This window comes from Pedobacter sp. (assembly GCF_031119335.1).
Taxonomy (GTDB): Bacteria; Bacteroidota; Bacteroidia; order Sphingobacteriales; family Sphingobacteriaceae; genus Pedobacter.
In genome coordinates this window covers 78,651-94,093 of sequence record NZ_JAVHXT010000018.1, presented here as the reverse complement: position 1 = coordinate 94,093, position 15,443 = coordinate 78,651, and the positions used below count along the sequence as shown (strand labels likewise).

10 protein-coding genes are annotated in these 15,443 nt (G+C 38.7%); 6 read left to right on the top strand and 4 right to left on the bottom strand.

What is annotated here, in order from left to right; all coding sequences use genetic code 11:
* On the bottom strand, positions 1-2,428 hold a 2,428-nt coding region (locus REI64_RS16560; protein WP_308851258.1), incomplete at its 3' end, for an amidohydrolase family protein.
* A gap of 580 nt (positions 2,429-3,008) precedes the next feature.
* On the opposite strand from REI64_RS16560, the gene REI64_RS16555 reads away from it, so the two are divergent.
* The 4 genes from REI64_RS16555 (at position 3,009) to trpC (ending at position 6,954) form a co-directional block, all read left to right on the top strand.
* Positions 3,009-3,458, top strand: coding sequence for a cytochrome B (locus tag REI64_RS16555; RefSeq protein WP_308851257.1), 450 nt, complete (start codon positions 3,009-3,011; stop codon positions 3,456-3,458).
* A 403-nt stretch (positions 3,459-3,861) separates the two neighbouring features.
* Positions 3,862-5,265, top strand: a complete 1,404-nt coding sequence (locus REI64_RS16550; RefSeq protein WP_308851256.1) for an anthranilate synthase component I family protein — start codon at positions 3,862-3,864, stop codon at positions 5,263-5,265.
* A 75-nt stretch (positions 5,266-5,340) separates the two neighbouring features.
* Positions 5,341-5,946 (top strand): aminodeoxychorismate/anthranilate synthase component II, encoded by a 606-nt coding sequence (locus REI64_RS16545; protein WP_308851255.1) that lies wholly within the window; start codon positions 5,341-5,343, stop codon positions 5,944-5,946.
* 219 nt (positions 5,947-6,165) lie between these two features.
* Entirely contained in the window at positions 6,166-6,954 is a 789-nt protein-coding gene (gene trpC, locus REI64_RS16540) for an indole-3-glycerol phosphate synthase TrpC (protein ID WP_308851254.1), read from the top strand.
* Positions 6,955-7,094: 140 nt separating this feature from the next.
* Here the strand turns inward: trpC and REI64_RS16535 are convergent, their stop codons facing one another.
* The 3 genes from REI64_RS16535 to REI64_RS16525 all read right to left on the bottom strand — a co-directional run bounded on the left by REI64_RS16535 (position 7,095) and on the right by REI64_RS16525 (position 10,214).
* Entirely contained in the window at positions 7,095-7,757 is a 663-nt protein-coding gene (locus REI64_RS16535; RefSeq protein ID WP_308851253.1) for a gluconate 2-dehydrogenase subunit 3 family protein, read from the bottom strand.
* 3 nt (positions 7,758-7,760) lie between these two features.
* Positions 7,761-9,494: a GMC family oxidoreductase gene (locus REI64_RS16530; protein WP_308851252.1), complete on the bottom strand. Its 1,734-nt coding sequence runs from the start codon at positions 9,492-9,494 to the stop codon at positions 7,761-7,763.
* A gap of 117 nt (positions 9,495-9,611) precedes the next feature.
* Positions 9,612-10,214: a thioredoxin family protein gene (locus tag REI64_RS16525; protein ID WP_308851251.1), complete on the bottom strand. Its 603-nt coding sequence runs from the start codon at positions 10,212-10,214 to the stop codon at positions 9,612-9,614.
* A 98-nt stretch (positions 10,215-10,312) separates the two neighbouring features.
* On the opposite strand from REI64_RS16525, the gene REI64_RS16520 reads away from it, so the two are divergent.
* Together REI64_RS16520 and REI64_RS16515 are read left to right on the top strand one after the other, a co-directional pair.
* Positions 10,313-12,772, top strand: a complete 2,460-nt coding sequence (locus REI64_RS16520) for a TonB-dependent receptor domain-containing protein (protein WP_308851250.1) — start codon at positions 10,313-10,315, stop codon at positions 12,770-12,772.
* A 227-nt stretch (positions 12,773-12,999) separates the two neighbouring features.
* Positions 13,000-15,423 (top strand): TonB-dependent receptor domain-containing protein, encoded by a 2,424-nt coding sequence (locus REI64_RS16515; RefSeq protein ID WP_308851249.1) that lies wholly within the window; start codon positions 13,000-13,002, stop codon positions 15,421-15,423.
* The last annotated feature ends 20 nt before the right edge of the window (positions 15,424-15,443 follow it).

The window sequence follows — 15,443 nt, the reverse complement described above, 5'->3', positions numbered from 1 at the left end:
CTTCTAAAATGTGGGTAAAAGTGTTGATTTTGAAACCTAAACTATCGGCAACGTGGATTAACATGTTAATTTCCGACTGTACGTAAGAGTGACAAGTGATGAAACGTTTGTTGTTCAGAATTTCTACCAAAGCATCTAATTCTAAATCTCTACGTACATTATTGCCTTTTACTTTTAAAGCAGTTTCGTAATCTTTAGCACGAGTAAAGGCATCAACAAATGTTTGCTCTACACCCATACGAGTTACCGGAAAACGCTGACCAGAACCGAAATTACTTTGTTTTACGTTTTCTCCCAATGCAAATTTGATGAATGGATCTGCACCTGCAAATTTCAATTCTTCGGGTAATTTACCCCAACGTAGTTTAATTAGTTGAGATTGACCACCGATTGGATTTGCCGAACCGTGTAGAATTTGCGATGTAGTTACACCTCCAGCCAACTGGCGATAAATGTTTACGTCTTCAGAATTGATGATATCGCCAATGCGAACCTCAGAAGAAACTGATTGCGCACCTTCGTTGATACCACCAGTTCCAGTAATGTGCGAGTGCTCATCGATAATACCTGTGGTTACGTGTTTGCCTGTAGCATCAATTACTTTTGCGGCACCAGCCGATAAATTCTTACCAACAGCCTTGATTTTTCCACCTTCTAAAAGTACATCCGCATTTTGGAGGATGCCTTCCTTTTCATTAGTCCAAACCGTAGCATTTTTTAGCAATACGCTTTCCGCTTTCGGTAGTACTTCGTTGCCAAAAGACTGAAAAGGATAAATTAAAGGCGCATTTGCAGCAATTGCAGGTTTTGGTTCTTCACGCTTAGGAGCTTCTTTTCCAGCTTCTTTAAAAGTAGCCGTCCATTTACCTTCCGAACCATCACTTAAAGCAGACTCGCCTTTCATGGCAATTGGCGATTCAGAAGAAATATATCCCGTTAAACGAACATCGCCTTTTGGATTTTTCTTTAAGTTGAAGCTTAAAGTAATCCAATCGCCGTTGCGACCTAAAGTTGCAGTAGTTTTAACACTATCAGCACCGCTTCTTTCAATTGAAGCTGCCGTTGGACCAGTAATTTTTAAGGTTAACGCACCAACACCGTCAACATTTAAGTTGTAAACGCCTTTTAAATCGCTCACATCCATTTTATTTACTACGTAGCGTTTGCCTTGCACCCAGTTTTCGTGGATGATGTTAGTGCTTTTGAATAAATTATCTGAAGTGATTAAGAAATTGGCCACTTTGCCTTTCTCTAACGAACCTACTTTGTCACTAATGCCTAATAATTTCGCAGGCGTTTCAGTCACTGCTAATAATGCTTGTTTCTCGGTTAATCCGTTTTCTATCGCAGTGCGGATATTTGCCCAAAACTCACGAGTGTTATCTAAACCGAAAGCAGTAAGTGCGAAGTTAATGCCAGCTTTTTCTAAAATTCCAGGATTTGACGATGCCATTTCCCAAGCTTTCATTTGCGCCAAAGTAACGTTTCTAGCTTCTGCTGGGTCTTCTACATCATAAGCTTTTGGATAAGCAATTGGGATGATTAAACTAGCGCCTGTTGCTTTTACCGCATCTATACGTTGGTACTCATCGCCATTAGATTTGATGATGAACTGCTTGCCAAATTCCTTCCCAATTTTATCTACACGTAAGATGTTTTGCCATCCATCGGCTTCAAAAATTTGAGGTAAGTTTTGTTGCTTATTAAATTCTTCCAACGAGATGTTGTACTCTTCTTTTTGGCCCTTATACCAAGTTGCATCTAAATAAGTTTGGCGTAACAACGCGATAGAACCCATCAATGATGTTGGATAATCGTTTGTTGACGAACCTTTGCTAAACGAATAGTTAGCAGCAGTTTGGTCTTTTAGGTAAACTTTGTGTTCAAACTCATCGTTTAATGTCACCGCAGCCGAAGTACCACGGGCAATGCCATCACGGTTAATCACGTTTACACTACCGAAACCAGCTTTACGCAATTCATCCGCTTTTTTTGTATCGATAGAAAAGATAGTTCTTACTTCCGTTTCTGGGCGAATAGCCGCGTTCCAGTTGTAAGGGCCCTTTTTTTGTGAAGTGAAGATGGATTGACGTTGACCACCGAAACTACGTTGTGCCGCTGGGTCTACGGTAATACCATAGCTGGTAAAGGCATCAATTAATGATGGATAGATATACTTTCCTTTTAAATCGATCACTACATATCCTTTCGGGATTGCGGTACCCGCACCTACAGATTGAATGACCTGATTTTTGATTAGCAACACGCCATTGCTAATGGTTTGGTTAGCGTTTACCACAATAGTTGCATTGGTAAAGGCGTATTGCCCCGACCGCACATCATAAGAACCATTTACTGGATAAGTTTGTTGCGCAAATGCAAATACAGTAGAAAACACCAACGCTAACGCTAGTAAAATTTTCTTCATGTTAGTTAAAGTTTAGAATTATGGCTTAAAGCTATTTATAATTCCAATGGTTTTAAATAACTAACATATTTTTTACTTAAAGAAGCCTTTACGTTCTTTGCGTAACTCTTCTTTTCTTCGCGGTTATTTAACCATAATTTTTCCCAAAAGAAGCAAAACTGTAACTTAGAACGATTACCCTATGTTGGGTTTTATCACCAAACATTAAAGTTCTATTTTAAAAAGAAAAGCATTAGTTGGTGATAACACCAACCAAAGGTTGAAAAGAGCTACACGAAGAACGCAAAGCGGTAACTTAAACGATTATAAATTTTCCCATGGTTGGTGTTGTCACCAACCACACAAAGTCCCATTTTTAAAAAGAAGAGCACCAGTTGGTGATAACACCAACCATAGGTTAACTTGAATAAAGCAACTTAAAACGATTATAAATTAATCTCTAAATCTGCTCCTAATATAACAGGTCAATTAAATTCCTATTTTTCCTCATTGAAAAGATGTTTTCGATGGTGGAGGAGAGAACGATAAATTGCATACAAAAGCAATTTTATCTAAGTTTGAAAAAATAAAACAACAAGACATGAACTTATACGGAATATTAAAAAGTGCGCACTCTGGCTGGCGCTACATCGTTTTAATTTTATTAGTGGTTGCCCTTTTACAAGCACTGGCTGGATGGCTTGGCAAAAAAAGTTATACCGAAGGTAACAGAAAACTTAATGTATTTACTTTAATTAGTGCACATATTCAGTTTCTTTTTGGTTTAGTGCTTTATTTTTTAAGTCCGTTTACTAAAGGCCCAACTAGCGAAGCTTTGTACCGCTATTGGAAAATGGAGCACATTGCCATTATGCTTATAGCTGTAGTTTTAATCACGATTGGTAATTCTAAATCTAAGAAAATTGCTGATGGGGTAGCAAAGCATAAAACCATTGCTATCTTCTTCGGTATTGCCTTGATTTTAATTATTGCTTCTATTGCAATGATGGTAAAGAATGATCCGTCGAGAACTTTTTTTGGAGTTTCTTAAATCCTATAATTGCCACAGATGCACAGATAAATCTTAATAATGAAATTTAAATGTTTATCTGTGCATCTGTGGCTAAAACAATAAAATTTTTCAAAATATTTTGATTATTTAACATTTTGTATAAATTTGCTTTACAATGATTAACAAAACAAACACTTGGCAATGGCGTGGTAATTCGAAAGAAAGTTTCGTCAATGGCTTGTGCAAGATATAGTTTATCAATTTAAACCTAAACTTAAACCACATTTAAACCCGACGGAACCACACGTCGGGTTTTTTATTTTTAGATTCTCCGTCATTGCGAGGAACGAAGCAATCTAAAAACGAATATTTAAAAGATTGCTTCGTCATACCTTTCCGAGCAGTCGGAACAGGGCCTCGCAATGACGATAACGATATAGAAATGACTACATACACCATAAATACCTACAACAAGAAAAGACTAGCAGACACTACCACACCTGTTAGCATTTATCTTCGTTTGAGAGATGTTTTTACAAACACGATACTACTAGAAAGTTCCGATTATCATAGCCGTGAAAATGCAACCAGCTACGTTTGTGCAGAGCCAGTAGCAGGAATAATCCTTAAAGATGGCGAACTAAGCATTAGCTATCCAGATGGAAAAAAGGAAACCAAGAAAGAATTTAACCTATCGGAAGAAATTATTGCTTTTAAAGGAAGTTTTGAAAGAGTTTCCTCTCCAGATTCGAAGCACATTTCTAGCGGTTTATTTGGTTACTTCACTTGGAATACCGTCCAATATTTTGAGGACATCCAATTTTCATCGGCCACGCCAGAAGAAGACAAAATTCCTGAAATGCAATACCATATTTACAGGTATATCATCGCTATCGACCACTTTAAAAACGAAATCACTTTGTTTAAAAACACTTTTAACAATGATGATAGCGATGATTTGAGCAAGATGGAATACATCATCCAAAACAAAAACTTCCCAGAATATGGTTTTAGTATTAATGGTGAAGAAAGTTCAAATCTGAAAGACGAAGATTTTATCGATATGGTGGAGAAACTGAAAAAGCACATCTACCGTGGCGATGTTTTTCAAATTGTGCCTTCAAGAGCTTTCCAACAGGGATTTTTGGGAGATGAATTTAACGTTTACCGTTGTCTACGCTCTATTAATCCATCTCCATATTTGTTCTATTTCGATTATGGCAGTTTTAAACTTTTTGGGTCATCGCCCGAAGCACAGATTACCATTAAAAACGAAACTGCAAACATTTTCCCAATTGCTGGAACTTTTAAACGTAGTGGCAACGATGAAGAGGATGCGAAAATCGCCAAAGCTTTAGAGAATGACCCCAAAGAAAGTGCAGAACATGTGATGTTGGTAGATTTAGCTAGAAACGATTTGAGCCGTCATTGTAACCAAGTGGAAGTGAAATCATTTAAGGAAGTGCAATATTATTCGCATTTAATCCATTTGGTATCTAAAGTGAGCGGACAGCTGCAAGACAAGGGAAGCTCGTTCAAAGTGGTAGCAGACACTTACCCTGCCGGAACTTTGAGTGGCGCACCAAAATACAGAGCCATGCAGCTGATTGACGAAAATGAGAATTTAGGCCGAAATTTTTATGCCGGTGCCATTGGCTACATGGGTTTCAACGATGATTTTAACCATGCCATTATGATCAGGACTTTTATGAGCAAAAACAACAAACTGCATTACCGGGCCGGTGCTGGCATAGTGGCAGATTCTGTTGCCGAAACAGAGTTAAACGAGGTAAATAATAAAATTGCCGCTTTGCGTAAAGCAATTGCAATGGCAACTGAAATTTAGAAATAACCACAAAGACACAAATTACACAAAGAAAAAACTTGGTGTTCTTAGCGCCTTCGTGGTAAAATTAAAAATATGAGTAATGAAAATATTTCCCATAACGGGAATGAAGGAGTGGTTTTAGTCATAGACAACTACGATAGTTTTACCTATAACTTGGTACATTTAATTAACGAGCTAGGTTACGATACAGAAGTTTGGCGAAACGATAAATTTGAACTGGCTGACGTAGCTAAGTACGACAAGATTTTACTTTCGCCTGGACCAGGAATACCCGAAGAAGCAGGTTTATTATTGGATGTGATTAAAACTTATGCTCCAACAAAAAGTATCATGGGGGTTTGTTTAGGTCAGCAGGCAATTGCCGAAGCTTTTGGTGGCAGTTTGCTAAATTTAGGCAGACCGATGCACGGCATTGCTACGCCAGTAACCAAAACTGTTGACGATGAATTACTTTTCAGAGATATTGATGCTCCTTTTGAAGTTGGCCGTTACCACAGTTGGGTGGTAGACCCTGCTCATTTGCCAGATAGCCTAGAGATTACCTCTGTAGATACCGATGGACAGATTATGTCGGTACGTCATAAGGAGCTGGATGTTTGTGGCGTACAGTTCCATCCCGAAAGCGTACTAACGCCTGAAGGAAAGCAAATGATGAAAAATTGGCTGGAAGGAAGTTAAAAGTAGAAAGCCAAATCTAAAAGCAAAGACAATAAATATACCGTCATTGCGAGGTACGAAGCAATCTTTAAACACCTGTCACCCTGAGCTTCCCGACGTGTCTGGACAAGTAGTCGACGGATCTGTAAGCCAATACTAAACAAGCAGATTCCTCCTATAGTCGGAATGATAACACTTAAGATTGCTTCGTACCTCGCAATGACGACCGAGATAAAAACCATGAGCCAAAATATTTTAGACAAAATCGTTCTACGAAAAAAAGAAGAAGTTGCAATTGCAAAACAGCAGGTAAGCGTAAAAAACTTAGAAAATAATCCTGTATTTGGTAGAACGCCTTATCGTTTTAAGGATTTTTTATTAGCCGAAGATAGAACTGGCATTATTGCGGAGTTCAAAAAGCAATCTCCTTCTAAAGGTATAATTAATGGCAATGCCGATGTAAAAGCAATTACGCAAGGTTACAATTTGGCTGGTGCTTCGGCACTTTCTGTATTAACTGACACTGATTTTTTTGGAGGCAAAAAAGAAGATTTACTGCAAGCCCGCAGCGTAAATGAAATTCCTATTTTAAGGAAGGATTTTATGATTGATGAATATCAAATCTTAGAGGCCAAAGCTTGGGGAGCTGATATCATTTTATTAATCGCCGCTATTTTAACGCCGCAGCAAATTGCTGATTATGGAAAATTAGCACAAAGCTTGGGCTTAAATGTATTGTTAGAAGTTCATGATTTGGCAGAGCTAGAAAGAAGTATTTGTCCGCATTTAGATGCTATTGGCGTAAACAATAGAAATTTAGGAGATTTTACGGTGAACATTCAAACCTCTTTCGATTTAGTGGATAAAATTCCAAACGAGTTTTTGAAGATTTCGGAAAGTGCGATTAGCAATACTCAAACCATTAGAGATTTAAAGCAAGTTGGTTTTCAAGGCTTCTTAATTGGCGAGAACTTTATGAAAACGGAAAACCCAGGTTTGGCGATGGAAGAGTTTGTTGGGGAGTTGTAGGTTTTCTTGCCGTCATTTCGAACGTAGAGAGAAATCTAACAACCTGCATCTACATCATCATGCTAGATTTCTCTTCGTTACACTCATCGAAATGACGGTGCTATTATTGTAATTGCAATGGCGGCAAGAACAAAATATTGCTAGCTATCAAAACTCACACATTCCTTTAACTGCTTTTCCGTATACGAAAGTTTATATTGTTTCAATACATCATCAGGTACGCCGTTCCATTGGTTTGGGGCATTACCAGCATAACCAATATCGGCTACGCCAATTTCTGAGGTATAAAAACCAGAAGCTACCAAATTGCGCAAGCGGTTAAAAAACGCCACACCTTGGCTCATTTCTTTTGGAGCCTTGTTAGGGTAGGCAATTAAATCTACCAACTCTATTTGCTGCATCTCACTGCATTCGCGAAAAGGTTTTCGAAAGCGATTTAAACATTGTATATCTACCCAACGCAAACCACCTCGCATTGGGATTTGATGGTAAGGCATATCCTTCACAATAAACTCTATAAAGTCTGGCACTTTAGCATCTGATGCACTGCCACTCACTTCATCCTTAGGGATAATGATATCCGACAGAATAGTAATCGTTGCCATTTCTTCTTTACTGAAAAACTTTCCTTGCGCCAACAGTTCCTTCTCTCTGGCAATTTCCTCTTTGGCTCGGTCGTAGGTAAATTCTGGATCGCCAGTTGCTACTTCCTTTTTTTCTTCGCTAGGTTTACAGCCACTTACCAAGGCAGTAGCAGAAATGGCACCAACGCCCAACATTTTTAAGGTTTCTCTTCTGTTCATGGCTTATAAGTTTTGTTTTTTCATTTCAGAAATAATGTATTCGCTTGCTCTCATAGACAGCGCTAAAATGGTCCACGTGATGTTTTTATCTGCTTGCGATGTAAATGCAGCACCATCTACTACAAATAGATTTTTACAATCGTGGGCTTGATTGTACTTATTCAAGGCTGATGTTTTTGGATCATTACACATACGAGCAGTACCTGCCTCATGAATAATTTTACCCGGCGATTCTAAACCGTAGTTGTTATCCTTATTATAATCGCCACCCCAAGTTACAATAGCCCCCATGTTGTGCATCATTTCATCGAAAGTTTCTTTCATGTGCTTGGCTTGCAAAATTTCGTGCTCACTCCATTTCACATTGAATTTTAGCACCGGAATGCCGAATTTATCTACTACGCTTGGGTCAATTTCACAACGATTATTGTATAAAGGAATTGCCTCGCCACGACCTGCCATACCCACACTTGCACCATAGAAATAACGGTAATCTTCTTTTAAGGATTTACCATAACCGCCTGCCTCTTTTTGTTGACCACGAACAGCAAATTTACCATTCATCCCTTCAATTCCGCCTCCAAAACCATAAGCTGGCTGGCTCATTCCACCCCAATATTCAATATGGTAACCACGAGGAAAATCGAGTTTCTTATTGTCTAACCACCAAGGTGAATAAATATGCATACCGCCTACACCATCTTCGTTGTAACGTTTTCTATCAAACAATTGAGGAAGCACACCACCTAAAGCAGCACCGGTAGAATCGTGCAGATAACGACCAACAACATCGCTGCTGTTTGCCAAACCATTCGGATGGCGTTTCGATTTCGAGTTGAGTAATAAACGAGATGATTCGCAGGCACTAGCCGCCAAAATTACCGTACGACCAGTAACTTGGTATTCCATCATATCATCTTTGTTGATGTAGGAAACACCTGTTGCCAAACCTTCTGTGTTGGTCAATACTTCCCTTGCCATTGCATTTGGGATCACATCAACATTTCCGGTTTCTATAGCTGGATAAATGAGTACGTTGGTAGAAGAGAAATCGGCTTTTGCCATGCTACAGTTTCTGTTACATTGTCCGCAGAAAAAGCAAACTCCTCTATCGTCATTTAACTTTTGGGTAAGGATAGATAATCTTGATGGAATAACCTTCACACCAGAAACCGCAGCTCCTTTTTGAATGAAAAGCTCGTGCAAACGTGGTTTCGGTGGTTTCAAGAAAAAACCATCGGGATGATCTTCCAAGCCTTCGTTAGTGCCAAAAATACCAATCAGCTTATCTACCCTATCGTAAAAAGGTTTGATATCGTCGTAACCGATAGGCCAATTTTCACCTAAACCATCAATGTCTTTTCTTTTAAAATCTTTTGGGCCGAAACGCAAAGAAATACGTCCCCAGTGATTGGTTCTACCACCCAACATACGGGCACGCCACCAATCCCATTCGGTGCCAGCTTCTTTTGTATAAGGTTCTCCTTCTACATCCCAACCGTAGTAGCATGCATCAAAATCACCAAATGGACGGAATTTTGTACTTGCCCCTCTACGTGGCGATTCCCAAGGATTTTTTAACTGCGTAATGTTTTTTTGCGGGTCGTACATGGCGCCGGCTTCTAAAAGGCACACTTTTAGTCCAGCTTTGGCAAGCGTATAAGCTGCCATACCGCCTCCAGCACCCGAACCTACAATTACCGCATCGTAATGTTTGCTTTGTTTTTTGATTTGCATCTCGGCTTATAAGTTAGTAAGCTCAAGTTAGGTCATTTTTATTGCTTGCGCAAACGTCCAAACCAATTGTAACGACATCGATAAAGATGACCTAACTTTACGCAAATTTTAGTCGGCTTATTTTAGCTGTTTTAATAGCTGATTTAGCTCTTGCTGAGTTGTGGCGGTTTTATCTTTTGCGTACCACGAATGAAGTTTTTCTGCTAATTCGGGCATTACTATGCCTTCATTTTTCCACTCCAACATTAAATTTTGCAAAGCAATTGGTCTTGGTCCCCATTTAGGTAGTACTAAGTTTCCAGCTTCATCTAATATTAATAAAACTGGAATTGCTCTTCCGCCATTGGTAAGGTGTGCATCAATTAACGAAAGGTTTTTGTCTCTTAAAGTTAGTTTCAGTTCGAATTTATCAGCCGCTGCTGAAGCAATTTTATTGAAAACGGGTACAATTTGAGCGGCATCACCACACCAGCCTTCAGTAATAATTAAAAAGCGGTACTTACCTTGAATTTGCTGTAGGGTTGATAAGAGCTCTTCGGTTAAAACAGTCGTTTTATCAACTCTGTTCATACGTTGCACATTCATTTTGGTGTAGTGCAGCATATCTTCCGAATTATCTGGACCAGTTGTTTCGCCTTTGGCCAAAAGTTCATCAACTAAGTTTCTGTAGCTAGTGTAGTCTAGCGCTTCTTTATCAAAAATATTACTGTAATTGAGCATAAAATAGCTGTAATAAAATGGTTACTCCCTTCTTTTAATTCTTTTATTGAGCGAGATTTGCCCCCTCATTAAAATTACATTAAACTCACCGAATTTAAATGGATAGGATTAAGTGCAAAGTTCTTTTATTAGTCGCTTTTATTTGTATTGCAACTGTAAAAATTTATGCCCAGACGGGGAATACCGGAAAAATTAGCGGACGAATTGTAGATGCCCAAACCAACGAGACCATACCTTATGCTTCTGCCGTACTTACCGACAGAAAAACAAAAGCGCAAGTTAGAATTGTACAGTCTGATTTAGACGGAAATTTCAGCATTCCAAACCTTGCTAATGGCGTATATACCTTTAAAGCTAGTTATGTAGGCTATCAAACTATGGTGAGAGATTCAATCTCTATCACTGGTGCCTTGAAAAGCATCAATTTGGGTACAATTAAAATGAAAACTGGCAAAGGAAACATTTTAAATGAAGTTACCGTAACTGCACAAAGACCTACTATGCAGTTAGGCATTGATAAGAAGGTTTTCTCGGTAGATCAAAGTGTGGTTAGCGAAGGGGGTTCTGCTACCGATGTTTTGCAAAACGTACCGTCTGTACAAACAGACATGAATGGTGGTATATCTTTGAGGGGTTCTAATGCAAGAGTTTTGATTGATGGAAAACAATCGTTAATTGGCGGTGGAGATGTAGCGCAAATTTTGGCATCTATTCCGGCTAGTTCTATCGAAACCATCGAGGTGATTACCAACCCTTCATCAAAATACGACGCTGAGGGACAAACCGGTATCATCAACATTGTTTTAAAGAAAAACAAGAAATTAGGTTTGAACGGTAATGTTGCCTTAACCGCAGGAAATAGAGATAACTACAATGCTTCTACCAACCTTGCCTTCCAGAATAAAAACATAAACCTTTACGCAAATTACAGTTATCGTTACGGTAACAGACCAGGAAGTGGGTTTAACAACACTTCTTATAGGAACGAAGTTAATGGAGTTGGATTTGTTGGCCAGCGTAATGTTTCTAACGATTTAGAACAAGGCCACAATATTAAATTGGGTGTAGATTATAACTTAACCGAAAAAAGTACGGTAAGCCTTTCTGGTGGTTTTAACTCAAGAAACAGCACTGATGAAGAATTTATCTACCTGAACAGCTTTAGCTCAGGCAATGTGTTGGTAAATGGATCTGACCGATTGAACACCAGAGATCGTAAAGGCAACAGCTATGATGTAAGCTTAGACTTTGTGCAAAAACTGAAGAAAAAAGGCGAAGAACTAACCTTTAACGCAAGTTATGCCACAGGAAATAATGATACTTACCAGTTGTTTAACACAGATCAGTATTTGCCAACTGCCGGCTATTTTTTACAACGTACCGATCGACCAAGCGACAATAAGAATTACAACATCCAGTTGGACTACACCTTGCCACTAACAGAAACTTCTCGTATTGAGGCAGGTTATAGAACCCAATTCCGTGTTGCCAACAGCAGAACAATAGCAGACTCGTTAATTAATAATGTGTATGAATTTAGCCGTGCTTTGAGTAATGATTTTAATAGTGACGATTACGTGCATGCGATCTATTTGAACTATCAAAACCAGATCAAAAACTTTGGTTACCAAGTTGGTTTAAGAGGTGAAGATGCGGCTTTAGAAACTGAAATGGGTGCTTACGATGCAAACAGAAACATTAGCTATACGCCTGGAAGAGTAGCATATACCCGCTTGTACCCTAGTGTTTTCTTAACTCAGAAACTGAAAAATGAACAACAGCTTCAATTAAGCTACAGCCGTCGTGTTAACCGCCCAAGAGGTTGGGATACGAACCCTTTCTTAGATGTTTCTGACCCAATTAACTACCGTCAGGGTAATGTGAATTTAATGCCAGAAGATGTTCATGCATTCGAATTTAGCTACAGCAGATTTTTCAATAAATTTTCTTTGGTATCATCGGTGTATTTCCGTCAAACAAATGATGTGATACAACGTATTAGGGAAGAAATTGGTGATGGTATCAATTTAACCACGCCTCGAAATCTTACCAGTGCTAAAAATAGCGGAGTTGAGTTAATTGGAAAGTTCGATATTTCTAAAAAATGGAATTTAACATCTAACTTTAACCTATTCCACAGAAAGATAGAAGGTGTAGCAGAATTTGGCACCTCTGATGTTGATGGAATGGCTTACAATGCCAACATTACCAACAACATTACTTTACCAGCTAACATCACATTACAACTAAGAGCCGATTACCGCTCAAACGAAGTAACTGCCCAAGGAACTTTCAAAGCAATGTACGGATTTGACGCCGGTGCAAGAATGGATTTGATGAATAAGAAAGCAAGCTTAAGTTTTAACATCAGAAACTTGTTTAACGCTCGTAAATTCCAGATGGAGTTCCAAAACACAGGTTCTACAATTGACTTTAGCAGAATGAGGGCAGGAAATATGGGTTCATTGACTTTCTCTTATCGTTTTGGTAAAACCGATTTTAGCCAGCGTAAGAAAAAAGCACCAGAAACACCAAGATCTGACGAAGAGACTTTTTAAACGAAATTTAACTTAATTTAAAAAAATATAAAAAGCCCTTAAGAAAATTAAACCTTAAGGGCTTTTTATTGTCTAAATGCGTAATTGGCGTATTTTGCGATACGAAAACTGAAGTTTAGATATTTACTAATGCTAAATACCGTGTTTTCACCAACCAATATAATTGAATTTAACGCTGTTTCTTAATATATTAGCATAACCAAACACTTGATTTAGCAAACTAGACGTTGAAAAATTTACTTGCCGTTATAACCACCGCCTTATTCTTATTTCCTTTTTTAGCAAGCTCGCAAACGACAAATAAAGGTGCTATTAGAGGTAAAGTTGTAGAAGAAATTGGAGGTTTGCCAATTCCTTATGCTGTAGTTTCGGTAACGGAAAGCACTTCAGAATCGCCAACGGCAACTTTCCAAACAGATGAAAATGGCTACTTCAAGTTTCAAAACCTTAAACTTGGCATTTACAAAGTGAAGGTGAGTTTTGTTGGTTTTAGTCAGGTTGTTATTAACGACATTTATGTTAGCGCAACAGATGTTGAGAAGAATATCGGAACCATTAAGCTCGGGCAATCTCAAAACAGCCTGTCAGAAGTAGTAATTACTGGCGAGAAGCCTTTAATTGAAAGTGATGGGGACATGATTACCTACAACGTTGGCGCTAGTATCCATGCCGAAGGAAGTTCTGCCGTAGATATTCTAAAAGATGTACCAATGGTTGAAGTAGACATTGATGGCAAGCCCACAATTTCTGGCATGAGAAGTACCCGTGTTTTTATCAATGGCCGTCCATCTGATTACATGACCTCCAACATTGCAGATCTACTGAACGTACTGCCATCAGATGCAGTAGAGAAGATTGAAGTAATGACCAATCCGCCAGCGAAATATTCTGCCGATGGCGAGGGTATCATCAACATCGTTTTACGAAAAGATTTTAAAGTTGGTTTTAACGGCAACGTGGGTGTTGGGGCAGGTTTGCAAGGCAACAAAAACGCCAACGCCAATGCTTCTTACAAAGGCAAAAACTACAGCATAAATGGTGGTGGTTCTATTAGATCGAGCATTGGAAGAGGTTATAATGAGAATTTTAGAACCAACGTATTTCCCGACACCACGTACTATTACAATCAATATAACAACAGCGAAAGTGACAACGGAGGCACCAATTTCAGAGTAGGTTTTGATTGGGATATCAACAAAAAACAAAACCTAAAAACCTCTGCAAGTTATGCAGAGAACCATAATGAAGGGCTTACCACCAACAACTTCTATTACATTACCGAAGAACTTACCGAAAAGCGATTAAGAAACCAATTAAATGGTTCTAACGGCGACAATAAAACGCTGGTTTTTAGTGCAGATTACAGCTATAGAATTGACACTTCTGGCAATACGCTTTCGATGGGCTTAACGCTAAACACCAACAGCAACTATTCGTTCAGGAATTTTGACAGAAGCTATATTTTCCCAACAAATTTATCGCCTTCTTTACAGCAAAACAATAATGATATAAGTAACAACGGGCTAAATTTTAACCTAGATTACGAAAAGCCTTTATTTAACAAGAGAGATCGTATAGAAGTTGGAGTAGCTATTGGCATTCGCGAAAACCAAAGTGATTTATTGGTAGAAAATTATAATTTCAGAAATAACGTATTCAACAAGAACGATAAGTTAAGCAGCGATTTTATCTACAACGAGAAGATATATGCAGCTTACGGTTCATACAATTACAGAAAAGATGGCTGGACAGTAAGAGGTGCTATGAGAGCCGAATATACCAACGTAGATTTTGACTTGAACACTGCGCAAAGTTATGCCGTAAATCCGTACTTCAGTATGTTCCCGTCCCTATCTGTAAGCAAATTCATTAAAAAGAAATATAACGTGGGCCTTAGTTACGGTGTTAGGGTAAATAGACCGAGAGAAAACACGCTAAATCCGCAGGTTAATAATGCAGATACTTTAAATATTTCTTACGGAAATCCAAATCTTATGCCTTCGTATACCCATCAAATTGCACTAAACATGGGCATGTACGGACGAGATTGGTCGTTTAATCCTCGCATTACTTATTCTAGAGCCACTGGCGTGATAGAACGATATAGATTTGTGCATCCGAACGGGGTTTCGGAGTCTACTTTCGATAATGTTGGCAGCAACTATTATATCTCATACATCCTTATTGGTAATTATAGGCCTACGAAGAAAACATCTTTCAATGGTAACTTTACTTTGATACAAAGCGATTACAAATCTGCCATGAACCAATCTCTTAATCGCGGTGGTTGGAGTGTTAGATCTCGGGTAGGCATGTCGTTCCAGATAAGCAATAGAACCGCAGCAGAAGGAAGTTTAAACTACGCCAATAATTTGGTAGCGCAGGGCAGAAACAGAAGCTCGATGAATACCACCATCGGCATTAGACAAAACTTCCTGAAAAATAGATTATCTGCCAGAATTTCTGCGAACGATCCATTTAGAGGTCGTCATAGTTATTCTTTTAACGAAGGCACTAATTTCTTCGCCGACTCTTTTAGCAGAAACAACACCAATAATTTCAATTTGAATATCAATTACAGGTTTACCCGAATTAAAACCAACAAGGTTACGGTACCGCCAGCGCCAAAAGTGGTAACCAAAGCTAATTAGGATTTTGTGTATATTGCCTG